19 protein-coding genes are annotated in these 24,790 nt (G+C 65.2%); 8 read left to right on the forward strand and 11 right to left on the reverse strand.

Going from position 1 to position 24,790, the window contains the following annotated elements:
- Positions 1-13 precede the first annotated feature (13 nt).
- The 6 genes from ACWAT4_RS32130 to ACWAT4_RS32155 all read left to right on the forward strand — a co-directional run bounded on the left by ACWAT4_RS32130 (position 14) and on the right by ACWAT4_RS32155 (position 10,007).
- Entirely contained in the window at positions 14-1,012 is a 999-nt protein-coding gene (locus tag ACWAT4_RS32130) for an AAA family ATPase (RefSeq protein WP_449728986.1), read from the forward strand.
- The gene (locus ACWAT4_RS32135) at positions 1,012-1,956 is read left to right on the forward strand and encodes a DUF58 domain-containing protein (RefSeq protein ID WP_212428026.1); all 945 of its coding nucleotides are present in this window, start codon (positions 1,012-1,014) and stop codon (positions 1,954-1,956) included. Before ACWAT4_RS32130 ends, ACWAT4_RS32135 begins: the two co-directional genes overlap by 1 nt.
- Complete coding sequence (locus ACWAT4_RS32140) at positions 1,953-4,766, forward strand: DUF4159 domain-containing protein (protein ID WP_449728987.1); 2,814 nt, start codon at positions 1,953-1,955, stop codon at positions 4,764-4,766. The genes ACWAT4_RS32135 and ACWAT4_RS32140 overlap by 4 nt, the downstream gene beginning before the upstream one ends.
- A 141-nt stretch (positions 4,767-4,907) precedes the next feature.
- Complete coding sequence (locus ACWAT4_RS32145) at positions 4,908-6,971, forward strand: hypothetical protein (RefSeq protein ID WP_212428028.1); 2,064 nt, start codon at positions 4,908-4,910, stop codon at positions 6,969-6,971.
- A gap of 222 nt (positions 6,972-7,193) precedes the next feature.
- Entirely contained in the window at positions 7,194-7,589 is a 396-nt protein-coding gene (locus ACWAT4_RS32150) for a DUF2946 domain-containing protein (protein WP_212297526.1), read from the forward strand.
- A gap of 150 nt (positions 7,590-7,739) precedes the next feature.
- Positions 7,740-10,007 (forward strand): TonB-dependent receptor, encoded by a 2,268-nt coding sequence (locus tag ACWAT4_RS32155; protein ID WP_449728988.1) that lies wholly within the window; start codon positions 7,740-7,742, stop codon positions 10,005-10,007.
- 165 nt (positions 10,008-10,172) lie between these two features.
- Here the strand turns inward: ACWAT4_RS32155 and ACWAT4_RS32160 are convergent, their stop codons facing one another.
- From ACWAT4_RS32160 to ACWAT4_RS32175, 4 genes are all read right to left on the reverse strand, one after another.
- Positions 10,173-10,556: a RidA family protein gene (locus ACWAT4_RS32160; RefSeq protein ID WP_212297524.1), complete on the reverse strand. Its 384-nt coding sequence runs from the start codon at positions 10,554-10,556 to the stop codon at positions 10,173-10,175.
- Positions 10,557-10,598: 42 nt separating this feature from the next.
- Positions 10,599-12,236 carry an N-acyl-D-amino-acid deacylase family protein gene (locus ACWAT4_RS32165; protein WP_449728989.1) on the reverse strand — a complete coding sequence of 546 codons (1,638 nt, stop codon included), beginning with the start codon at positions 12,234-12,236 and terminating at the stop codon, positions 10,599-10,601.
- A gap of 10 nt (positions 12,237-12,246) precedes the next feature.
- Entirely contained in the window at positions 12,247-13,566 is a 1,320-nt protein-coding gene (locus tag ACWAT4_RS32170) for an MFS transporter (RefSeq protein WP_212428032.1), read from the reverse strand.
- A gap of 245 nt (positions 13,567-13,811) precedes the next feature.
- Positions 13,812-14,579, reverse strand: coding sequence for an IclR family transcriptional regulator (locus tag ACWAT4_RS32175; RefSeq protein WP_212297521.1), 768 nt, complete (start codon positions 14,577-14,579; stop codon positions 13,812-13,814).
- A gap of 435 nt (positions 14,580-15,014) precedes the next feature.
- Here ACWAT4_RS32175 and ACWAT4_RS32180 point away from each other — a divergent pair, with 435 nt between their 5' ends.
- Positions 15,015-18,170 (forward strand): hypothetical protein, encoded by a 3,156-nt coding sequence (locus tag ACWAT4_RS32180; protein ID WP_449728990.1) that lies wholly within the window; start codon positions 15,015-15,017, stop codon positions 18,168-18,170.
- 67 nt (positions 18,171-18,237) lie between these two features.
- Here ACWAT4_RS32180 and ACWAT4_RS32185 read toward each other — a convergent pair whose 3' ends face one another.
- From ACWAT4_RS32185 to ACWAT4_RS32210, 6 genes are all read right to left on the reverse strand, one after another.
- Complete coding sequence (locus tag ACWAT4_RS32185; protein ID WP_212297519.1) at positions 18,238-18,990, reverse strand: haloacid dehalogenase type II; 753 nt, start codon at positions 18,988-18,990, stop codon at positions 18,238-18,240.
- 133 nt (positions 18,991-19,123) lie between these two features.
- Positions 19,124-19,591, reverse strand: a complete 468-nt coding sequence (locus ACWAT4_RS32190) for a hypothetical protein (RefSeq protein ID WP_212428034.1) — start codon at positions 19,589-19,591, stop codon at positions 19,124-19,126.
- Between the two features lie 26 nt (positions 19,592-19,617).
- Positions 19,618-20,133 (reverse strand): GNAT family N-acetyltransferase, encoded by a 516-nt coding sequence (locus ACWAT4_RS32195; RefSeq protein ID WP_212297517.1) that lies wholly within the window; start codon positions 20,131-20,133, stop codon positions 19,618-19,620.
- A gap of 115 nt (positions 20,134-20,248) precedes the next feature.
- The gene (locus ACWAT4_RS32200) at positions 20,249-21,184 is read right to left on the reverse strand and encodes a glycosyltransferase family 2 protein (RefSeq protein WP_449728991.1); all 936 of its coding nucleotides are present in this window, start codon (positions 21,182-21,184) and stop codon (positions 20,249-20,251) included.
- Positions 21,181-22,332: a hypothetical protein gene (locus tag ACWAT4_RS32205; RefSeq protein WP_449728992.1), complete on the reverse strand. Its 1,152-nt coding sequence runs from the start codon at positions 22,330-22,332 to the stop codon at positions 21,181-21,183. Before ACWAT4_RS32205 ends, ACWAT4_RS32200 begins: the two co-directional genes overlap by 4 nt.
- Before the next feature lie 125 nt (positions 22,333-22,457).
- Complete coding sequence (locus ACWAT4_RS32210) at positions 22,458-22,949, reverse strand: NUDIX domain-containing protein (RefSeq protein ID WP_212297514.1); 492 nt, start codon at positions 22,947-22,949, stop codon at positions 22,458-22,460.
- A gap of 104 nt (positions 22,950-23,053) precedes the next feature.
- Between ACWAT4_RS32210 and ACWAT4_RS32215 the strand changes: the two genes are divergently transcribed.
- On the forward strand, positions 23,054-23,935 hold the full coding sequence (locus ACWAT4_RS32215) for a metallophosphoesterase family protein (protein WP_212297513.1): 882 nt from the start codon (positions 23,054-23,056) through the stop codon (positions 23,933-23,935).
- A 119-nt stretch (positions 23,936-24,054) separates the two neighbouring features.
- Here the strand turns inward: ACWAT4_RS32215 and ACWAT4_RS32220 are convergent, their stop codons facing one another.
- A complete protein-coding gene (locus tag ACWAT4_RS32220; RefSeq protein WP_212297512.1) occupies positions 24,055-24,612 on the reverse strand; it encodes a hypothetical protein in 558 nt (185 codons plus the stop codon).
- Positions 24,613-24,790: the final 178 nt, after the last annotated feature.

Here is a 24,790-nt window from a genome sequence, read left to right on the forward strand (position 1 = left end):
AAGGAGCTGACGGATGGCGGAAAGTGTCGAGAAGCTCGAAGACGGCATCGTCCGTTCGGCCGAGCAGGTGTCGGGCCAGGTGCGTGCGGCAAAGGACGCGATCGCGTCGGTGATTTTCGGTCAGGATCGCGTGATCGAGAATACGCTGGTCACCATCCTCTCCGGCGGCCACGCGCTCCTGATCGGCGTGCCTGGCCTTGCCAAGACCAAGCTGGTCGAGACGCTCGGCGTCACGCTCGGTCTCGATGCCAAGCGCATCCAGTTCACGCCCGATCTGATGCCGTCGGACATTCTCGGCGCCGAAGTGCTGGACGAGAGCACAGCCGGAAAACGCTCGTTCCGCTTCATCGCCGGCCCGGTGTTCGCACAGCTGCTGATGGCCGACGAAATCAACCGCGCGAGCCCCCGCACACAATCGGCGCTGCTGCAGGCGATGCAGGAGCAGCACATTACCGTGGCCGGCGCGCGCCACGATCTGCCAAAACCGTTCCATGTGCTGGCGACGCAGAACCCGTTGGAGCAGGAAGGCACTTATCCGCTCCCCGAGGCGCAGCTCGACCGCTTCCTGATGGAGATCGACGTCGACTATCCCGATCGCGACGCCGAGCGCCGCATCCTGTTCGAGACCACCGGCGCCGAGGAGACGCTCGCCAAGGGTTCGATGACCGCGGATGCGCTGATCGCCGCGCAGCGATTGGTGCGCCGCCTGCCCGTCGGCGATTCCGTGGTTGAAGCCATCTTGTCGCTGGTGCGCTCGGCGCGTCCGGGTGAGGAGAGCGGCGAGGCCGGCAAGTTCATCGCCTGGGGCCCGGGCCCGCGCGCCAGCCAATCTCTTATGCTGGCCGTGCGCGCACGCGCACTGATCGACGGACGTCTCGCCCCCTCGATCGACGACGTGCTCGACCTCGCCGAGCCCATTTTGAAGCACCGCATGGCGTTGACGTTCCAGGCACGCGCCGAGGGACGCACGATTCCGGACGTGATCAAGCAATTGAAGACGCGGATCAGTTGATGGCAGCAGAGAACGGGCACACAGGCAAGGAGATCATCGCGATCCGACGTGCCGATGGCGAAAGCCGTACGCTCGCCGCTTCGCTGCCGCGCCTGGTGCTCGAGGCCCGCCGCATCGCCGCCAACGTCATCCACGGCCTGCACGGAAGGCGCCGCGCCGGTTCCGGCGAGAATTTCTGGCAATACCGCCGCTTCGTCTCGGGCGAGCCGTCGCAGAATGTCGACTGGCGCCGCTCGGCGCGCGACGACCATCTCTATGTCCGCGAGCTCGAATGGGAAGCGTCCCACACGGTCTGGATCTGGCCCGACCGCTCGCCGTCGATGGCGTTCGCCTCGAAGACCGCGCGCGAGTCCAAGCTGGAGCGCACGCTGATCGTCGCCTTCGCGCTGGCCGAGTTGCTGGTCGCGGGCGGCGAGCGCGTCGGCATTCCCGGGCTGATGGCGCCGACCGCGAGCCGCAGCGTCATCGACAAGATGGCGCAGGCGATGCTGCACGATGATGCCGACCGGCTGAGCCTGCCGCCCTCCTTCGTGCCTGCGGCGCTGGCCGAAACGATCGTGCTGTCGGACTTCTGGTCGCCGATCGCGGAGATCCAGGCGACGCTCGCCGGTCTCTCCGGCTCCGGCGCGCATGGCACGCTGGTGCAAATCGTCGATCCCGCCGAGGAATCGTTTCCCTATTCGGGCCGTATCGAGTTCGTCGAGCCGGAAGGCTTTGGCGTGATCACCGCCGGCCGCGCCGAAAGCTGGGCGGAAGATTACACCACAAGGCTTGCGCTGCACCGCGACCAGATCCGCGCCGAGACCAACAAGCTCGACTGGCTGTTCACGACCCATGCGACCGACCGCTCGGCGGCCGAGCTCTTGCTGTTCCTCCATGCCGGCATGCAGGTGAGCAAGTCGGGTGCCCGTAGCTCCTCGATCAAGGTGGGGCCGGCCGCATGATGGGATTGCCGCTCGCCTTCACCGAACCGCTGCTGCTGATCGGCCTCGTCAGCCTTCCGGTGCTATGGTGGCTGCTCCGCGTGATGCCGCCACGGCCGCGCCGCATCGAGTTTCCGCCGACGCGGCTGCTGTTCGACATCGCGCCACGCGAGGAGACGCCGTCGCGGACACCATGGTGGCTGACCGCGCTGCGTCTGCTCGCCGCAGCGCTGGTGATCTTCGCCGCAGCCGGCCCGATCTGGAATCCGCAAACGGGCCTTGCCGCCAGCAAGGCGCCGCTGATGATCATGTTCGATGACGGCTGGAGCGCCGCTTCGAACTGGGATACGCGGATCAAGGCCGCCGACGAGCTGATCGCCAACGCCGACAACGATCGCCGCGCCATCGCGCTGGTGCCGCTGTCCGAGCCGAACCGCGACATCACGCTGATGCCGGCGGGCGCGGCGCGCGTTGCGCTGCGACAGATCGTGCCAAAGCCCTATTCGATCGAGCGCGTTGAAACCCTGACCGCGATCGATCGTTTCCTGAAGGCGACCGGCGACTGCGAGATCGCCTGGCTGTCGGACGGCGTCGACACCGGCCGCGGCGAGGAGTTCGTGGCCGGCCTCGGCAAGACCTTGGGGGATCGCAGCTTGACGGTGTTCGAAGGCGGCAGCTCCTCCCCGCTGGCACTGGTCGCGGCGGAAAACGCGGCGGCGAAGATGACGGTGAAGGTGCTGCGCACCGACAGCGGCATTGCCGCCGGCACCGTGCGGGCGCTGGACCAGAAGGCCTCGCCGATCGGCGAGGCGCGCTTCACCTTTGGACCGCAGGACAAGGAAGTCGAAGCGGCGTTCGACCTGCCGGTCGAGCTGCGCAACGACATCTCGCGGCTCGAAATCTCCGGCGAGCGTTCGGCCGGCGCGGTGCAGCTGCTCGACAAGCGCTGGCGGCGGCGCGCCATCGGCATCGTCTCGGGCGCAACCAGCGAGACCGCGCAGCCGCTGTTGGCACCGACCTTCTATCTCACGCGCGCGCTGGCGCCGTTCGCGGACGTGCGGCTCGCCGACAAGGGCTCACCGCAGCAGGGCATCACGCAGTTCCTCGACCAGAAGCTGCCGATGATCATCCTGGCCGATATCGGCACGGTCGCGCCGGAATTGCGCGAGCGTCTCAACGCCTGGATCGCCCAGGGCGGCGTGCTGGTACGGTTTGCAGGACCCCGCCTCGCGCAGGCCGAGGACGATCTCGTCCCGGTCAAGCTGCGCAAGGGCGGCCGCACGCTCGGCGGCAGCCTGACTTGGGAGAAGCCACAGCACCTCGCCGCCTTCGCCGCCGACGGTCCGTTTGCCGGCGTCGCCGTTCCCAAGGACGTCACCGTGAGCCGGCAGGTGCTGGCCGAGCCAGATGCGGTGCTCGCCACCAAGAGCTGGGCCTCGCTCGAAGACGGCACGCCGCTCGTGACCGGCGAGCATCGCGGCAAGGGCATCGTCAGCCTGTTCCATGTCAGCGCCGACATGCGCTGGTCGGATTTGCCGATGTCCGGCACCTTCGTCGAAATGCTCCGGCGCGTCGTCGACATGTCCGGCTACACCGCCAAGCCCGGCCCCGGCGTTGCCGCTGAGGCGAGCGCCGAGACACTGGCGCCGCTGCACATGCTCGACGGTTTCGGCGCCTTCGGGCCGCCGCCCGCCACCGCCAAGCCGCTGACCGCCGATTATCGCGACCGCGCCACGCCGGACCATCCGCCCGGCTTCTACGGTCCGGCAGAAGGACCGCTCGCCGTGAACACGCTCGCCAACGCCGACCGCATCGCAGCCCTCAACACCGCGAGCCTGCGCGCCCGGCACGCCACCTACACCAATGCCGAGCCACGCGACCTGCGTGGCTGGCTGCTGTCGACCTCGCTCGCGCTGTTTTTGGTCGACGCCATCATCGTCGCGCTGCTCGGCGGCGGTCTCGCGGCGCTGCTGCGCCGCCGCGCCGCGCCCGCGGTAATCCTGCTCGGGCTGATGGTTGCAGGCATCGCGGTGCTGTCGCCGACACCGTCGCGCGCTGACAGTGCATCGGACGAGTTCGCGATGAAGTCGACGTCGCAGACCCGCCTCGCCTATGTCGTCACCGGCAATGCCGACGTCGATTCCATCGTCAAAGCCGGCATGTCCGGCCTGACGCTGTTCCTGGCGCAGCGCACCGCGCTCGAGGCCGGCGACCCCGTCGGTGTCGATCCCGCGCGCGACGAGCTCGCCTTCTTCCCCCTGATCTACTGGCCGATCGTGCCGGGTACACCGAAGCCGCCGCAGGACGCCATCAACAAGATCGACGCCTATATGAAGCAGGGCGGCACCGTGATCTTCGACACCCGCGATGCGGTCGAAGCACCGCCCGGCGAGAACGGCGCTTCGCAGACCCCGGGCATGCAGGCCCTGCGCGAGATCCTGTCCTCGCTCGACGTGCCCGAGCTCGAGCCGGTGCCGCGCGAGCACGTGCTGACCAAGACCTTCTATCTCCTGCGCGACTTCCCCGGCCGCTTCAACTCGGGCCAGACCTGGGTCGAGGCGCTGCCGCGCGAGGATGACGACGAGAGCGCACAGCGACCCGCACGCGGCGGCGACGGCGTCTCGCCGATCATCATCACCTCCAACGACCTCGCCGGCGCCTGGGCGCTCCGTCCCGACGGCCAGCCGATGCTGCCGCTCACGCCTGGCGAGCCGCGCCAGCGCGAATTCGCCTACCGCGCCGGCGTCAACATCGTGATGTACACGCTGACCGGCAACTACAAGGCCGACCAGGTGCACGCGCCCGCCCTGATCGAACGGCTGGGGCAATGATGCGGGTATTGAAGATCGGTGCTCGTCAAACTGAAGCCGTCATCCCGGCGTTGTGCCGGGCATCCACGTTCTTCGTGTCGCACGGCCAGACGTGGATGGCCGGGACGAGCCCGGCCATGACGATGCCGAGAGAGTGACCTGATGAATTACGGCATCGCGTTTACACCGCTGGTCCCCGCGATCGTCCTGTGGATCGCGCTCGCTGCGATCCTGGTCATGGCGGTCGTGCTGCTGCTTGCGCGGGCGCGCGGCGCGGCGGTGCGCGTGGCCGCGCTGGCGCTGTTCTTGCTGGCGCTGGCCAATCCCTCCTTCACCCGCGAGGACCGCGATCCCCTCACCTCGGTTGCCGCCGTCGTCGTCGACAAGAGCCCGAGCCAGAATTTCGGCAAGCGCAACCAGGAAGCCGCGAAGGCGCAGGAGGCGCTGGTCGACACCCTGAAGAAGATCAAGGGACTTGAGGTGCGCGTCGTCGAAGCCGGGCAGGCCGACGGCGAGACCGATGGCACGAAGTTGTTCGGCGCGCTGGCCTCGGCGCTATCGGACGTGCCGGTCGACCGCGTTGCAGGCGCATTCCTGATCACCGACGGCCGCGTTCACGACATCCCGGCCAACGCCGCTGCGCTCGGCTTCCAGGCCCCGGTGCAGGCCCTGATCACCGGACAAAAGGACGAGCGCGATCGCCGCATCGCGATCACGGCGGCGCCGCGCTTCGGCATCGTCGGCCAGAACCAGACCATCACCTACAAGCTCGACGACCAGGGCGTCACCGGCGAGCGCGCCAAGGTCACGGTGCGCCGCGACGGCGAGGTCATCAACGAGCGCCAGCTGTCGAGCGGCCAGAGCGCCAGCGTCGACGTCGAGATCAAGCATGCCGGCCCGAACATCGTCGAGATCGAGGCCTCGCCGCTCGAGCGCGAGCTGACGCCGGTGAACAACCGCGCCGTCGTCGCCATCGACGGCGTGCGCGACAAGCTGCGCGTGCTGCTGGTCTCCGGCGAACCGCATTCCGGCGAGCGCACCTGGCGCAACCTGTTGAAGTCAGACGCCAGCGTCGACCTCGTGCATTTCACCATCCTGCGTCCGCCGGAGAAGCAGGACGGCACGCCGATCAACGAATTGTCGCTGATCGCGTTTCCGACCCGCGAGCTGTTCCAGCAGCACATCAACGAATTCCAGCTGATCATCTTCGACCGCTACGCCCGCCAGGGCGTGCTGCCGATCCCCTATTTCGAGAACATGGCACGCTATGTGCGCGCGGGCGGCGCGGTGCTGGTCTCGGCCGGCCCCGACTACGCCTCGACCAGCAGCATCTGGCGCACGCCGCTCGACACGGTGCTGCCGGCCGAGCCGGTCGGCGTCACCGAGAAGCCGTTCTATGCGCATCTTTCGGACATCGGCAAACGCCATCCGGTCACGCGCGGGCTGGAAGGCTCGGCGTTCGAGCCGCCGCACTGGAGCCGCTTCTTCCGCACCGTCGAAACCCGCAATGCGGTCAACCCGCCGGTGATGACGGGCGCGGACGGCAAGCCGCTGCTGTTCCTGTCGCGCTTCGGCGAAGGCCGCGTCGCACTGCTGCTGTCCGACCACATCTGGCTGTGGGCGCGCGGCTATGAGGGCGGCGGTCCGCATCTCGATCTGCTCAGGCGGATGTCGCACTGGCTGATGAAGCAGCCGGACCTCGACGAGGAAGCGCTGCGCCTGCAGGTGCAGGGCAAGGATCTCGTCGTGGTGCGCCAGACCATGGCCGACAGCGTGCAGCCGGTGAGCGTGACCTCGCCCTCCGGTGTCTCGCGGGACCTGACGCTCTCCCCCGGTGAGCCCGGCGAGTGGCGCGCCAGCCTGCCGGCCAGCGAGCTCGGCCTGTGGCAGGCGACCGACGGCTCGCTGAAGGCGCTGATCAATGTCGGCCCGACCAATCCGAAGGAGTTCTCGGAAGTCACCTCCACCACCGAGACATTGAAGCCGCTGACGCAGGCGACCGGCGGCAGCGCCGTGCGGATCGCGGATGGCGGCAGCGTCGAGCTGCCGCGCATCGTCCCGGTGCGCTCGACCAGCGTCTTCGCCGGCGACGGCTGGATGGGCGTGCGTATGCGCGACGCCAGCGTCGTCAAGGGCGTCGGCGTGCTGCCGATCTTCGCCGGCCTGATCGGCCTGTTGCTGCTGCTCGGCGCGTTTGCCGCGACCTGGGTGCGCGAGGGGCGCTGAATTGTTCGTGGTTCACCTCTCCCCAGCGGGGAGAGGTGTTTCGAGCTCTGGGCGCGCACCGATTCAACCAAAACCTACCTAGTTGCCCGAACGACACATCGGGCGCCCTGCCCGCGCGATGTGGCTCCCCTTCGGTTGACATCCGCTGACAGATGCTGCGATGTTACATTATAACATCGCGACGCGCGGTCGGCGCCTTGCGATGCGAGGTGCGTTTTCCAGATGAAGTGGTTCCGGTCGAATATCAGGCACGGCGCCCGGCTCGCATTGTTTGCGATGCTGGTGCAGTTCGCGCTGACCTTCGGCCACAGCCACTGGTTCGCGCAAGCCGCGCCGCTCGCGCAGTCGCAACTGGCCGACAGCGCCAAGAGCCTCGCGCCGACCGGCGCGGCGGTCCAGAAGCAGTCACCGGCAAACCCCGATCGCGAACAACCGGGCGAGGACAATTGCGCGATCTGCGCACTTGTCGCGATGGCGGGCACGGTCGTGTTCGCAACACCGCCTCTGCTGCATTTGCCGCAAGCGATCGAGCTGCTCTACCGCACCACCGATGCCGAATTCATCCATCTGAAGTCCGCTGGCTCGGCATTCCAGCCGCGCGCCCCTCCCGCCTCCTGATCCCCATCGATTGAGCTGCCTTCGGAATCGGCCATCCGCTTGAGCCGATCCCGCAAGGCTATCGAAAATTGATCCGTCGCGTGTCGACGGCGCGTGCCGCCTGCAGGTGCTCCGAATGAGCATGCCGGTGCGCGATCGGAAATCAGGACAATGCAATCTTCAAAATCAATATTGGCGGGCGCGAGCCTCGCCGCACTCACGCTGTGTCATTCCGGCGGAGGCGCAATCGCGCAGACGACGGCCCCCGTCACGACGCTGCCCACCGTCGAAGTCGATGCACCCAAGCAGACGCAGGCGCCGCGCCGCCCAAAAGTTCGCGTCGCAGTCGACCGGCGACGTTCGACCTCGCAGGCACGACCGCAGACCGAGGCGCCCGCCGCCGTCGAGGGCCAGAGCGAACGGTTGGATGCCGCACGCCAATCCGTGCTGCCGCCCGGCGGCGCCACCGCCCACACGCTCACACGCCAGGCGATCGAGGCGCTGCCGCAGGGCAGCAATGCCTCGCTCGACAAGGTGCTGCTGCAATTCCCCGGCGTCACGCAAGATTCGGCGGCGAGCGGCGACCTGCATGTCCGCAACGAGCACGCCAATCTGCATTATCGCATCAACGGCGTCATGCTTCCCGACGGCGTCGGCGCGTTCGGGCAGATCCTCGACACCGGCATCGTCGGCAGTCTCAGCCTGCTCACAGGCGCACTGCCCGCGCAGTACGGCCAGCGCACGGCCGGCGTGCTCGACATCCAGACCAAGGCCGACGCCTTCAACAATTCCGGCGTCGTCGGCGTCTATGGCGGCAGCAACGGGACCATCTCGACCAATGTGGAATATGGCGGGACCGCCGGCCAGACCCAGTACTTCCTGTCGGGACGCTTCCTCCAGAACAATCTCGGCATCGAGAACCCGACCCCGTCGGTGAATGCGATCCACGACCGGACCAACCAGGAGAAGGGATTTCTCTATCTCTCGACGATGATCGATCCGACCAGCCGCCTCACCTTCATGAGCGGCGTGTCGAATGCGACATTCCAGATTCCAAACAATCCCGGCCAGACGCCTGCTTACACGGCGTTCGGCGTCTCGAATTTCGACTCGTCGCGGCTCAATGAGCACCAGAACGAGTTCAACCAGTTCAACGTCGTCTCCTACCAAACCTCGAACGGCGAGTTCGACACGCAGACCTCCTATTTCAATCGCACCAGCCTGCTGCACTTCTATCCTGATCCGATCGGCGATCTCGTCTTCAACGGCGTCTCCTCGGATGTCTACCGCCAGAGCGTCGTCAATGGCCTCCAGCAGGACACCGCCTGGCGCATCGGCTATGCGCACACGCTGCGCTTCGGCCTGTCGGTCAGTGCGGAGCGGACGCTGGTCAACAGCGGGACGACGGTGCTGCCGCTGTTGGATCCCGCGGACCCGATCGCGGGGACGATCGACGCGCCGTTCTCGGTATTCGATTCCAGCGCCAAGACCGGCTGGCTGATCGGGACCTACGTTCAGGACGAATGGAAGATCACCAACAACCTGACCCTGAACGCCGGCCTACGCTTCGACCAGATGTATCAATATGTCGATGCGAACCAGCTCAGCCCGCGCGTCAGCCTGACCTGGAAGCCGTTCGAGGGCACCACGTTCCACGCCGGCTATGCGCGCAACTTCACCCCGCCCTCGCAGGTGATCGCCGCACCGGTCAATCTCGCGCTGGTGACCCCGCCCGGCGCGCCCGCCAACACGCAGACGCCGGAGGTCGGGCAGAACAGCCCGGTGCTGCCGGAGCGCGCGCATGTGTTCGACCTCGGCGTGACGCAGAAGGTCTATCCGATCCCCGGCCTCGAGGTCGGCGCCGACGCCTATTACAAGAAGGCGCGCGACCTGCTCGACGATGGTCAGTTCGGCGCGGCCTATGTGCTGAGCGGCTTCAACTACGATCGCGGCGAGAATGTCGGCGTCGAGCTGAAGTCGACCTATCGCAACGGCAATTTCAGCGCCTACGCCAACCTCGCCTGGGCCAAGCAGATCGCGACCAGCGTCATCTCGAACCAGTATCTGTTCGGCGCGGACGAGCTCGCCTATATCGCGGGCCATTACATCTACACCGACCACGCGCAGATGCTGTCAGGCTCGGCCGGCGCGTCCTATCTCTGGGAGGGCACGCGCTACAGCGTGTCGATGGTCTATGGCAGCGGCCTGCGTTCGGGCTTTGCCAATACCGATCATCTGCCCGGCTACACGCAGGTGAATCTCGGCCTGTCGCACGATTTCAACATCGTCGCGCCGAACAAGCCGACGACGCTGCGCTTCGATGTGGTCAACGTGTTCGACACCATCTACCAGATCCGCGACGGCTCCGGCATCGGCGTGTTCGCCCCGCAATACGGCCCGCGGCGCGGCGTCTATGTCGGCATGTCGCAACGGTTCTAAAGCGGGATGGAGTCAGGTTCGATCGACGTACGGGAACACCTCTCCCCGACGGGGAGAGGTGTTCGGAGTTCGCGGATTGCACCGATCCAACCAAGACACATTCCGCTTGAGCGGCACGGCATGTTCACGTCCGGGCCTGCGGGCTCCGGCACAGCAGCCAGCGGCTCACTTGCGATAGGCGACGCAGTCGATTTCGACCTTGCAATCCACCACCATGCTCGACACCACGCAGGCCCGCGCCGGCGGATTGGCGCCGAAATATTCGGCAAAGACCTTGTTGAAGCTTTGAAAGTCTCTGGGATCGTCGAGCCAGACGCCGCAACGCACGACATCCTTGGGCTCAAAGCCGGCTTCAGCCAGGATCGCGAGCATGTTGCGGATCGCCTTGTGCGATTGCGGAATGATGCCGCCCTCGATCACCTCGCCGTTCTCCATCGGCGTCTGGCCGGAAACGTAGAGCCAGCCGTCGGCTTCGACCGCGCGGGCAAAGGGAAGGTGCTGGCCGCCGGTACCGGTGCCGCCGGCCGCGCCATATCGTTTCAGCGTCATTTGCGAATCGTCCTGTGTGTGATGACTGAGATTGCGGGGTCGTCATCCCCCGATCAAGGCCCGGCCGGGCCGCGCGAAGGTGCTGCGTCCACCCGCGACCACAGCCTCGCCCGCGACGAAGACCGAACGGATGCCCGCGGGCATTTCCGTCGGCGTCTCGAACGTCGCCTTGTCCATGATGGTGTCGTCGAACAGCGTGAGATCCGCGATCATGCCAGGCCGCAGGATGCCGCGGTCGGACAGGCCGAAGCGTTGCGCGGGCATCGCCGTCATCCGCCGCACGGCATCTTCAAGCGTGAACCAGCCTTGCTCCCGCGTCAGCCGGCCGGCAACGCGCGGGAAACTGCCATAGGCGCGCGGATGCGGCTTGGTGCCTGGGCGCGGAATGCCGTCGGAGCCGACCATGTGCAGACGATGGGTGAAGGCCGCGCGGAGATCGGCCTCATCGAGCTGGAACATGATGATGCCGGTCTGGCCCTGGTCTTCCTCGATGCAGCGAACCATGAGATCGACCGGCGAGATGCCGAGCTCGCGCGCGGCATCGACCATCGACTTGCCCTCGAGCGGCTTCAGCGCGGGATTGCCGGTGCCGGAGATGCGCACATTGTGCCAGCCGATCAGCACGATCTTGGACTGCGCGGCGTGCGGATCGGGATCGCCCTCCTCCACCAGCGCGCGCAGCGCCTCGCGCCTGGCTGGATCACGCAGCCGTTCGCGCAACGCATCGATGCCGCCTTCCAGCGCGGCCGGCGGCAGCAATTGCAACATGTAGGAGCTGCCGGCCGGATACGGATACATGTCGAAGGAGATATCGATCCCCTCCGCGCGCGCGGCCTCCAGCCGGTCGAGCGCCTTGGGGATCGCACCCCAGTTCGGCTTGCCCGCCGACTGCAGATGCGATAGCAACCCCGCCGCGCCGGAGGCGCGCAGGATCGCGATGAACTCGTCGATGGATTGCAGCAGGCCCGCTTCATAGCTGCGGATATGCGCCGTGAGCAGCTTGCCGTGCGCCCGCACCGTCTCTGCCAGCGCGTTCAGTTCGTTGGTGTCGGCATAGGCGCTCGGCGGATAGACGAGACCAAGCGACAGGCCGGCAGCGCCCTGGACGAGCTGCTGCGCGAGCAGCGCCTGCATCGCCGCGATCTCCTGCTCCGTCGCCGCACGGCGCTCATAACCGAGCACGGCGAGCCGGATCGCGGCGTGCCCGACCAGCGAGACCAGGTTGAGGGCCACGCCCGGCCCTTCCAGGGCGTGGCGATAGCCGTCGAAACTGTCGAAGACTTCATCGGCTCGGGTTTCGCCGGCGAGCCCCGAGAAGTGCAGACGCAGCATCTCGGCGGAGCCTGCGGTCGCCGGGTAGAGCGAGAAGCAGCAATTGCCGACCACGAGCGTGGTCACGCCCTGCAAAACCTTCTCGGGCCGGTCAGGCTCGCGCAGGCAAATCAGGTCGTCGTGGCAATGCGCGTCGATGAAGCCCGGCGCGAGATAGCAGCCGCGCGCATCGATGATCTCGGCGTCCTGCGCAGACAAGGAAGCACCGATCGCCGCGATGCGGCTGCCGCTGATGCGCAGGTCGGCCTCGAACCACGGCGCGCCGGTGCCGTCGATCAGCCTGGCATTGCGGATGAGCGTATCCTTGCTCGCGCCCTGGTTCGGACTCTGGCCTGTCGCTTGGGGCATGCTCCCCTCCTTAGTGCACCGGCACGGCGCCGTGCGGCGCCTCTTCGGCGAAATCGGGAATCGACTCGATCCGTCCGAGCACCACGACATAGAAGAAGATGCCGATCAGCAGGACGATTCCGGCGATCATGAAAGCGCCGGCAAAGGATTGTGTCCAGTCGACCACGATGCCGGTCACGATCGGCGCGAGAACGCCCATCATGTTGTTGGTGAAATTCAGGATGCCGCCGACCGTTCCCGCGCCGCCCTTCGGCGCGATCAGCGACACGATCGAGGATCCCACGGGCGCCGCGGCCGACAATCCCGAGATCGCGATCGACAGCCACAGCAGCGCCCAGCCCGGCTTCACGGTGAAGGCGGCGCCGATCACGGCGAGCCCCATCAGCATGCCGACGATGATCACCGACTGGCGCACCCGGGTCGAGTCGTAGCCGCGCGCGATCAGATGATCCACCAGGAACCCGCCGATCAGGAGATCCGACAGCGTCGCGAAGATCCAGGGAATCGTCGAATAGCCCGCGGCCGACATCAGGTTCATGTGCATGGTCTGCGCGAGATAGCCGGGCAGCCAGGTGAGGAAGAGATAGAAAGTGTAGCCATAGGCCGAGAAGCCGATGGTCAGCCCCCAGACCTTGCGGTTGCGCAGGAGGTAGCCGAGCATGCGGCTCTGCCCCGCCGTGGCCGGGCCTTCCGGCGTGCCGCCGCCGGCGATGATGTAATCATGCTCCGCCTTCGAGAGCTTCGGATCCTCGCTCGGATTGCGGTAGATGAGATAGTAGGCGACGAAATAGAGGAAGCTCAAAAGTGCGGTGACGCCAAAGCCCCAGCGCCAGCCGTAGAGAAAGATCACATAGGCGACCAGCGGCACGCCGATCACGTTGGAGAACTTGGCGGCGGAATCGAAGATCGCGGTCGACCGCGCGCGCTCATCGAGCGGAAACCAGTGGCCGGTCGCCTTCTGGCTGGCCGGAAAGGCCGGTGCTTCCGCAACACCGAGCAGCAGGCGAGCGCTGGCGATGCCCCAGAGACCGCTGGCGAGCGCGGTGATTGTCGCCGCGACCGCCCAGAGAAAGGTGCTGGCGCGGCCGACCATGGTGACGCCGAAGCGGTCGAGCACCATGCCGCCGGGAACTTGCAGCAGCGAATAGGTCCAGAAGAACGCGCTGCCGAGCAGACCGATGTCGGTGGCGGTGAGGCCGAGCTCCTTGGTGAGCTCGGGCGTCGCGGCGGAGAGCCCGACGCGATCGATGTAGTTGATGAGAATTCCGACGCCGAGAAGACAACCGATCAGCCAGCGTCGTCCGGGTACCTGTTGGCCTGCATTCGCCATTTTGAATCCTCGCTTGGAACGCAGGATCGCGTCTCTCGCCCGGAACGGAACGGGAGCGCGCCTGCAATTGCATTGTCTCTTATAGTGGACAATATTATCTTATAGCGTCACGTTAGTTATTACGGCGGCGTGATGTCAAGAGCAGACATGCAAGGCCTGCCCGCCTCAACGTGCATTCGGACATGCGATGACAGCGTGACGGCCGATGCGGATGCATCGGCCGTCACGCTACCGGTCGACTGAGTTCAGTTGCGATCCGAGAGTTCGTTTGCGGTGGCGACGAGGTCGTCGAGCAGCGCAGTCCTGCGCTCCTTCACCGAGTCCGCTGGAACGACGAAGCAAAGCGTCGCGACTGCGACGCCCCTCTTGTCACGGATGGGCGCGGCAAGACACGAGGTGAACCGGTCGGACAGCGCCGTGGTCACGCATTTGCCCTCACGCCTCGCGCGCGCGACGTCCTTGATGAAATCGTCGACATCGAGCACGCGGCCGTCCGGAAGGCGAAAATCCTCTTTCGGAACGAACGCACGGATTTCCGCCGGGCTCATATGATCCAGCAGCAACCGGCCGGATGCCGTCCACGGCAGCGGCACCTCGATGCCGACATCCGTCGTGATCCGAAACAGGCCCGACCCGTCCCGTGTATCGACCACCACATATTTGCGGCCGCGTAGCGCGCAGAGCTGCGCAGTGGCGCTGTGCTGGGTCGCCAGCCGGTCGAGCGCTTCGCGGCACCGGCGATGCAGCGGATTGGCCTCCGCATAGGCGCGCCCGTAGAGATGCACCGCCTTGCCGAAATAGACCTGACCCTCGCCGACGCTTTCCAGCAGATCCGCCTCGATCAGGCGGTTGGCGATGGCATAAACCGTCGATCGCGGCGCGCCCATTTGCTTGGCGAGGTCGCTGAGCTTGGAGGGTTCGCGCAAATGCAGCAGCGCTTCCAGGAGATCGATGGTCCGATCAATCCCGTTCTGGCGTTCCGCGGGCGAGGTGCCCTTCTTGGATGCGGCCAAACTTCACATGTCCTTCGTCAGCTTCACTTGCGGTTTTGGCACAAACCGCGCCGACGGTATAGCGTGTCTAGCTTTCCGATTTTAGCTTCAATGTAATCGAGTTCACAAAGTTGCTGCCGTTGGCCGAGAGTCTTGCCGCAAGCGTGATCAACGCTCCTTCCAAACCTGTGGTAGTATCTCCTCGTGAAGCTCTATTAGCGTGTAATTGTTTTGAGCACCATGGCAGGTTGTGATTGCAGCGCTGCCTGTATCGAAATCGGCCAGCAACGATCGCATTGCTTGCGAACAACGCGCCGGACAACTGACCAGATTTATTTGCGCGCGGGCGAGGCCAAGCGTCTGCAAGCCATAGCACCTTGAACTGCGGAATTTCTCGAAGCCGCGCCTGCGCAAATCAGGACCGATCGCGAGACATCCAGTTTTAGGAGAGGCGACATGGCTCTCAGCAGCAACAATTTGACTGATATTGGACAAGGTGCCGGCAAGACCACCAACTTCTGGATCCGGTACGAGAACTCGCTCCCCGACCAGACCAACGTCGTCAACAACGCCAACTCCCTGCTCAGCGTCGTCGAGAACGAGTTCGCCGTCACCACCGGCTGGTTCGGCACGCCCTCCAACCAGTTCGGCACCAGCCACCGGCAGGAGGTTCGGCTCGATGAGGCCGACACCGACAATGGGGGCGGCAGCTTCAGCTTTCCCGGTGCCAACAACAGCGGCTTCGGAAATCCGATCAGCCTCGATTCGCAAAACCTGATGAGCGATGCGCCGTTGCCGGCGCAGCGCGTCGAGATGGTGTTCATGGCCGAGTGGGTCGAGGTGCTGATGGGCATCCGCGGCAACTGGAACGCCGGCGACAGCAGCGGCGAAGGGTTGTCGCATTGGTCGGCCATCACCCGCTTCCAGCAGGGGCACGACCACTATTACGGCTCATTCGTCGCGAACTGGCTGAACGGGGACGGCAGCCCCAATCAGGGCACGATCCTGCCGAACCCGGCGCGCGGCGATTGGGTCAACACGACCTATACCGGCTCGACCGTCAGCGACGGCACCTTCGTCCACGGTGACGGCGATCCCGTCAGCTACGGCTGCGCATTGGCCTTCATCTATTATCTCAACGTCCAGCTCGGCTTCAGCATCAACCAGATCATCTCGAGCTACAATTCCAACCTCGCCAGCGCCTACCATACGCTGACCTCCGACAATTCGGACCCGTTCGCGATCTTCCTCGGCCTCGTCCAGAGCGTCTATCCGCCCGGCGTGACGGCGTCGATTTCCGGTCCGAACAGAAACAACCCCTTCCCGATCGCCCGCATCTCCTTCGGCGCCGGCAAGAACACCTTTGGCAAGGACGAGACGCAGGACATCATCAACACGCAGGGCGGCTACGTCCCCAACGCTTTCACGATCTTCATCGAGGGTTTCAGCAAGTCCTCGTTCCAGTCGCTCGGCATCACGGTGGGAAGCTTCGCGGGCTCGTTCTTCGGCCTGACCGGCGTGGCGATCACGCCCAATCCCGTCGGTGTGCAGTTCGAGAGCGGCATCAACGACCTCACGCCGCAACGCATCGAGATCGCCTACGATCTGCACCTCGACAACGCCCTGATGGCGCACTTCCCCGCAAGCGGCGAGAACCAGTTCGACCTGTCGGTGTCGCTGAACGCCTCCGCGACCGGAGAGGTCAGCGGCTCGCAAGCCTCGATGCAGTTCGAGTTGATCGCCGGCGCCGATCCGTATTTCACCAATCTGAACGCCGATCACAGCAATTTGCCTTATCTCAGCCAGGATCTGCGCGTGTTCACAGTCACCCCGGCGCTCAACGCCACGCCGATCCCCGGTGTACCCGCGCTGGCCGACAACGTTTCCGGCGCCTACGCCTATATCCAGAATGTGCTGTCGCGCTGGAACTCATCGACCAACGGCTTCACCAATCCGAACGGCCCTGATCCGTTCACGACGATCCTTCCCGATCAAGGCGATGCCAACCAGGGCGACTCGTCGGTGACGCCATTCACCGTGCAGTTCACCGGCTCGCCGTTCCCGACCAACATCACGATCAGCAACAATTACAGCTTCGCCGTCGCACGTGTGCGGCTGCGCGGCTCTGCGGCATCGCAGGCCAGCAATGTACGTGTCTTCTTCCGGCTTTGGACGACGCAGACCAACGACACCGACTACGACGTCAACGGCGCCTATCTCTCCGACAACGATGCCGCCGGCAAGCCGGGGTCGCCGCGGATGGGTGCCGGCAACACGACGATCCCATTCTTCGCGACCAACAATTTCTCCGGCCAAACCGACTACGCGGGCGGCCCCAACATCCAGACGCTGACGATCCCCGATCATCAGGACCAGCTCTGGGCCTATTTCGGCTGCTTCCTCAATCTCTACGATACCGGAAACGTCATCAACGGCGCGCAGGTGCAGACCTATCTGAATGGCACGCACCATTGCATCGTCGCGCAGATCGCGTTCGACGACGCGCCGATCCCGCAAAGCGTATCGCCGCTGTCCTGGGACCAGCTCGCGCAGCGCAATCTCCAGGTCACGCGCTCCGACAATCCGGGTCCCGCGGCGGCGCATCGGATTCCGCAGACCTTCGACACGAGGCCCGGCCGGACCGTCCGTCCGCCGCACGGACCGAACACGATCTATCCGGACGAGTTGATGATCGAATGGGGCAGTGTGCCGACCGGCTCGGTTGCCTCGCTCTATTGGCCGCAGGTGCACGCAAGCGACGTGCTGGCGCTCGCCAAGACGTTCTACGGCGTCTCGCCGCTCGGCATGAGCGACGCCCACACGATCCGGATTCCGATCACGCGGGGCGTCAGCTATGTGCCGATTCCGCCCGGCTCCGGCGATAATTTCGCCGGCCTCATCACCATCGATCTTCCACTGGGCGTCCGCAGCGGCCAGGTCTTCGACGTGACCGTCAAGCGGTTGGGCACGCGCATCGGCAAGCCATTGCCGCCACCGCCTCCACCGCCACCGAGGCTGCAGACCGCTCCTGGCATGATCTACCCGGACGGGAAGGCGATACAGGTGCGGACCGCGAAGGGCGGCTCCAAGCAACACAGGACGCCGCCGACCGAGGTGGAGCGGCTCACCCAATGGCGCTACGTCGTCGGCACATTCCAGATCCGCATCCCCGTGACCACCGGCGACAAGATCCTTCCCACTGAGGAGACCACGCTCGCGATCTTGAAATGGCGGCTGGAGCAGATGTCACCGTCCAACCGCTGGCATCCGGTGCTGGTGCGCTACATCAAATACCTCTCCGATCGTGTCGACGGGCTCGGCGGCAATTCAGCTGCCGTGCCGCCTTCGCTGACATTCGTGCCGCCACTGCCGCTGCCTCCGCACGAACCCGAGCGGGAACGTTGCGGCAAGGTCTGCGAGGTCCTGTTCGACTGTCACGGCGAGTTCACCGGCTTCGTCCTCGAGGATTGCTGCGAGCGGCATGTGTTCCACAGCCGCGCCAGAAACGTCGGCAATCTCGCGATGAAAGCCTGCCGGTATGGACTGACGCTGTGTGTCTGGGTCGATGGCAAGGATGGAGGGAAGATCCGCAAGCTCGGCGTCAAGGCGTAGTGGAGCAGGTGGCATCGCCTTATTGGCACGGTCTTCCAGTTCGGCACGACGATTTCGCGGCCGCACGCTAGCCCGAAAGAAAATGCACCAGATCGGCCATGCCCCGCCCCTCGCCGTCCGGGGTGGCGTCCAGTTGTTCGCGCGGCTGCTTCTGCCTGTTGACCCAGAATGTGGGATAGCCGAACAGCTTTGCGCCGGAGGCGTCCCAGCCGGCGAAGGCGGCAAACAGAATCTCCTCGCGCTTCAACCCGAAGGCATCGATGCCCATCTGGTAAGCGCGCGGATCAGGCTTGTAGGCACGAACCGCATCCGTGCTCAGCCGAAATTCGAAAGTGCCGTCGAGCTCCGTCCCGCGAATGTTGCCGTCGAACATGGCCGGCGAGAAATTGCTCAGGAATGCCAGCCGGAAGCCGCTTTCCTTCAACATCGACAAAGCGGGCAGGACGTCGGGCCAGATCGTCATCTTGAGATAGCTCTCGACGAGCGCACTTCTCTTGATACCGGTCAGCTCAATCTCGAGCGACTTGCAGGCGAACACCAGGGCCTCATCGATGACGTCGAGAAAGTCGCGATAATGGCCTGTCATGGTGCGGAGCCATGTGTACTCGAACTGCTTCCTCCGCCAGACCTCTGACAGTTCAGCGCCGCGTCCAGGAAACAATTGTTCCGCCAGGGCGAAGATCGGACGCGGATCGAAAATCGGAAAGCCATCGAACGCGATCGCCTTGATCGAGGTGCCTGCTCCCAGGGAATCGCTGGCAATCGAGGATGCGACCGTCAACGACGCGATCGCGAGGAGTTGACGACGGCTGAGGGGCATCGGGGCATCTCATGCAGTGGACGAAATTCCACCGATGATGATGCTCCGATCGCTCGGAATATTCCCGACGACATCGGGTCGGGACCGCGTGCCGTGCATACGAGGGGTCGCGCTTGGGTGCAGCGCCGGCAGATCAGGATCCCTGCATGTAGCGAACGGGATTCTCGGGATCAGCTTTGAAGATGTGGGCAACCTCCGCAAACAGCGTCGACACCGCACCCTGCTCGAGATCGTCGAACCGCTCGAAGCTGAAGTTGTTGCCTCCCATCCTGAGTTCACCGAGCTGTCCGGCATAATGGGAGACGACCGGCGCGCCTCGCCTGGTCACTGCCACATACACGCTGATGTAGTTCTTCTGGAGCGCGACACCGATCACCGGCCACTCCGCGCTCTTTCCCGATTTGATGGCGTAGCGAAACTTGCCGTAGCCGATCATCTTCATGCGCATTCCCGCCTCCCCCGCGGGCGTTCCGCGATGGAAATAGCGCTTGAGGGCTGGCGCGGCCGAGACGACCAGCTTGTGCAATTCGGTCAGATCGCGCTTTCGCTCGGGATCGAAGTCGAGATAGGCCTGCAATGTGTCGGCTGTGACGCGGAACATGTGACCCTCGACCGGTGCCTGGTGCGCTAGCCCCGCGCCTTGCTCCAGTCGGGAGCCACCGCGCCCGAGACGCCTTCGAACGCGCCGTCGACGAGTTCGAATACCAGGACACGCGCGGCATCGACCGGGCCCGGCATGGTGACGCGTCCCTTGGGGACAAGCTTGAACCCGACGCGGCTGTAATAGGGCTCGTCGCCGACCAGCAGCACGAGGCGATGGCCCTTCTCCTTGGCGTCCTTCAGGGCGCGCTCCATCAGCATGCGGCCGATGCCGCGGCTGCGGAACGGCGGCTCGACCGTGAGCGGCCCGAGCAGCAGTGCCGGCGTCTCACCAATCATGACCGGCAATTGCCTGACGGAGCCGACCAGCAGCGTGCCGATGCGGGCCGTGAAGGAGACATCGAGCACATGGTCGACATGCTCGCGGATACGGTAGGCGCTGAGCACGAAACGGCCGGGGCCGAAGGTGCGCTCGTGCAGCCGCTCGATCGCCTGGGCGTCGCCTGGCGCTTCGGGACGGATGGTGATTGAGAGATCGTTCATATGACCAAGGCGTTTTCGGGCGACGCGGATCCCGGTTCGCGTTCGGAAAGCGCGTCAGTAGAGGAATCGGAGTAGCATCTGCGTCTATCGAGGTCCATGGGCGTTACGCCGGACCTCAGCCCCTTTTTGGCGCCGGCTGGGACAGATAGGCCAGCATCTTCATCTCCCGCCGCCCCCGCGTCACGGTATCGAGCACGAGGCCCGATGAGACCGACAGCATCGCCACGATGGTCAATCCCATCGACAGCACGGCGGTCGGCAGCCGCGGCACGAGGCCGGTTTCGATGAATGTGACGACGATCGGGATGGCAAGGATGATCGCGGCCAGCGCCAGCAGGATGCCGATGACGGTGAAGAAGCGCAGCGGCCGCTCCGATCGGTACAGCTTCAGCATGGTGCCGAGAATGCGAAAGCCGTCGCGCCAGGTGTTGAGCTTCGAGAACGAGCCTTCCGGCCGCGCGTAATAGGGCGTCTCGACCTCGGCAACCGGCAGCGACAGCTCGAGCGCATAGACCGCGAGCTCGGTCTCGATCTCGAAGCCATCGGACAGCACGGGGAACGATTTGACGAAGCGCCGCGAGAACACGCGGTAGCCGGACAGGATGTCCTTGAAGGCATGGCCGAAGGTCGAGGACAGGAAGCCGGTCAACATGCGGTTACCGGTGCGATGGCCGAGACGGTAGGCGGCCTGCGACTGGTCGATGCGGAGCCCGACCACCATGTCGAGATGTTCGTCGAGCAGCTTGTCGATCATGCCCGGAGCGCTCGGCGCATCGTAGGTGGCGTCGCCGTCGACCAGCACGTAGATGTCGGCCTCGATGTCGGCGAACATGCGGCGCACGACGTGGCCCTTGCCCTGCCGCCGCTCGCTGCGCACGATCGCACCGGCCTCATGCGCGACCGCAGCGGTGCGGTCGCGCGAGTTGTTGTCATAGACATAGATCTCCGCCGCAGGCAGCGCCTTGCGGAAGTCGGCGACGACGGCCGCGACCGCGGCCTCCTCGTTGTAACAGGGCACCAGCACAGCGATGCGGGGTTGCGCAGATATCATCGCGGCAGCGCTCCTAGAGTTGCCGGCTCGTGCCGGACCGATGCAATCTCACACGCCTCGGCCGGCCGCAACAGCCGGGCAAACGACAGCGTCCACAACGACAGCATCGCGATCGGCACGACGTAGTACGGTGTGAAGATCGGATGGCTCAGAAAGAAACCGAGATTGACGACGAGGTTGCCGGCGACGACGAAGGCAGCCTGCCGCACATGCCTCACGCCGGACCACAACAACGAGAGCGTCGCGCCAATCGCAAGCACGATCAGCACGATCTGCATGTCGCGCAAATACTGGCCGAGAATCGCAAGATCGAATGCCGGCGCAATCAAATCGGCACTGCCATAGGTCGTCGCCAGCGCGCTGCCGGCGTTGACGGCCTGGGCGGCGAGCGTCGGCGCTATCCCCACGAGCACACCGGCACCGAAGGCAAGGCCCTGCACAAAGGTCGCGAGCGAGCGCGTCCACAGGAAGGGAATACCGAGGAACAGGAAATAGCCGGCCGCGAGCAAGGCGTTCGGCAATCTCAGATTGACGGACGCACCGAGCAGAAGGCCGATCAGCGCAATCAGCAGGACGCCGCGCTTATCCCTGGTCAGCCACAACGCCGTGAGGAAACCGGCAACGGCGCACAGCGCCATGGTCGGCGCGACCGAATAGCTCGCTTTCGCCGGGTTGATCATGAGATAGACCGCGAGCGCGCCGAACACGCCTGCACCAACGACCGACGATACTGTCCGCGCCATGGCGATGCCCGATAGCGCGAGGCCGCAGACGATCAGGCTCGCGGCAATGTAGAGCGGCACCACCTGATGGCCTTCCGGAAACAAGGCGAGCAGAGAGCCGGTGCCCGGCGGATATTGCAGCACGACCTTGCCGCCCGGCATCGGATTGTGACACGGCCAGCGGATCGGATCCTTCCGCTCGGCGAAGCCGATCTCCTTCAACTTGCCTTCGAAGTAGCGATCGTCGTCCCGGACAGCGTTGGTATCAAGCCCACCCGCGCCGAAACGCTGGAACAGATGCGCCTGCCGGAGATAGCAGATGTCGTCATAGACCCCGCGCGCCTCGCTCCAGCGCGACATTGTCAAAATGTTGCTGGCAAGGATCGCGAGGCAGATCAGGCCGAAGGCGAATTTGGCAATCTTCATCCAGTATCCGAAAGCCTTTTGGGCGCGTTGCTTGAACCGAGGGCTCAGTCCACCTACGGGAGAGGTGCCCCGAATTCCTTGGCTCGCATCGGCTGAACCAAATCCCCCTTTAGCATAGCCCGCCCTCACCGCCACGTCGCAATCAGGGGCTTGCCGTGAAGCACTTCCGCGATCCGCAGCCGCGTGCCGGGCGTCGCCCCCTCCGGCAGCGCGGCGGGATCGAAGAACCCGCATTCGATGATCTCGCGGTTGGGCGCAGGCAGGCCGTCCTGCCGGAAATGCCTGACCACGTACACCGCGACATGGTCGCGGCGGGAGACGTGGCTGTTGAGGAAGATGCCGTGCAGCACGGCCTCCGAGGTCAGGTCGATATCACCCTCCTCCTTGAGCTCGCGGCGCATCGCCTGTTCCATGGTCTCGCCGAAGTCGACGCCGCCGCCGGGCAGGTACCAGCCCGAGACGTAGCTGTGCTTGACCAGGAATACCCTGTTGTCGGCGTCGAGCACCACGGCACGGACACCGAGCGTCATGCCGCGGACCAGCAGGAAATAGGTATGGAAGAATCGCCGCAGCAGCGGCTCGAATCTCCGTCGGATCTCGTCCAGGCGCTTCGTCATTAGCCTCTCGTGATGCGCGCCCCTTCAGGCCCTTGCAAGCGTCCCTTGCGCGCTGCCCGCGACCTTGCCATTACAGCGGGGGAATAGCGAGGCAATCGCCCAACATGGCACCCTTCACGCTCGCCCATCTGTCCGACCCGCATTTGCCGCCGCTGCCGAAGCCGCGGCTGATCGAGCTCGCCGGCAAGCGCGCGCTCGGCTACGTCAACTGGACGCGCAACCGCCACAAATACCAGCGCCGCGAGGTACTCGATGTGCTGGTCGCCGACGTCCAGGCGCAGGCGCCCGACCACATCGCGGTCACAGGCGATCTCGTCAATTTGGCGATGGAGGCGGAGTTCGCGCCGGCGCGTGCCTGGCTCGACGAGGTCGGCCCGCCCGACCGCGTCACCACGATTCCCGGCAATCACGACGCCTATGTCCGTGCGACCTTCCACCGCTTCGGCGAGACGTTTGCGCCCTATCTTGCGGGCGACGATGGCAGCGTCGGCTTTCCCAGCGTGCGCCGCCGCGGGCCGGCCGCGCTGATCAGCCTGTCCAGCGCGGTGCCGACGCCCCCCCTGATGGCGACGGGCACGCTCGGACGCCATCAGATCGCCGCGCTCGAACAGATGCTCGACCAGCTCGCGACTGAGGACGTCTTCCGCGTGCTGCTGGTGCATCATCCCCTGAAATCCGGCGCGCGCCAGAAGCGGCTGACGGATTCGGCAAGCCTGCTGGCGCTGCTCAAGCGCCGCGGCGTCGAGCTGATCCTGCACGGGCACGACCACATTCACTCGACGATGTGGTTCGAAGGCCCGAACGGCAACATTCCCGCGATCGGCGTGCCGTCGGCCTCCGCGCTCGCGCACGGGCGCTATCCGGCAGCGGCCTACAATCTGTTCGCGATCGAGAAGGACAATGCCGGCTGGCGCTGCGAGCAGATCGTGCGCAGTCTCGATCATGGCTTGCAGATCCGGGAGATCAAGCGCACGCGGCTGGTTTGATTCACCGTCATTGCGGGCCAATGCATCCGCATCGAACTCCGGTGCGCAATTGCGCACCTGAGAATCTCGAGATTCCGGGTTCATGCTTCGCATGCCCCGGAATGACGGCAGAAGGAAATTCACCAGCTCCGCAGCGCCGCGAGCACGGCGACGCCGAACAGCGCGGCGGCACCGAGAACGAAGCCGAACACGAACGGCCAGACGCGCGAACGGCGCGGCGGCTGTTCCGCGACCTCCTCCTTCGGCTCGGGCAGCACCACCATCGCGCGCTCGCGCTCGATCATGCGACGGGCGACGTAGTCGGTCACGGCCTCGACGATCACCGAAGTGTCGTGCGATTCGGCGAGCACGATGCGGCCGAAGCGGGTGTCCTGGACGAAGCGGTATTGCCGCTTGTCGCGCCCCATCAGGATGTGCGCGACGACATCGATCCAGAGTCTCGGCGTATCGCCCTGGCTGATGCCGCGGTCGAACAGATCGATCCGATCAGGCACCTGGGCAAACAATGGATCGAGAGCGTCGTTGAGGATCTCCAGCCGTGCCACCTCGGCATCCCTGAGATCGACCACCACACCGGTCCGGTCGGCGGCCTCGATCCGCGCGCGCAACAGCGCATCGCGCAGCCGCATCGGGCGCGGCTGGCTGGGGTGGGTCCCGCTGGTCTCGGGCTCTGACATTGTCGGCCTCGTCCTCAACTCTCCCCCATTAACCTATCAGCAACCACGGCGCCCGCAAAGGCCCCATAATTCCAGACACTTACGGTGCCCACAGGCCATTGATGTGTGCCAAAAACAGACGATCCCACCCGGCTTGCGCCGGATGGGACCCTCCGTCCTTGGACGTCTTCTTAAGTTT

Source organism: Bradyrhizobium sp. T-1 (assembly GCF_053592855.1).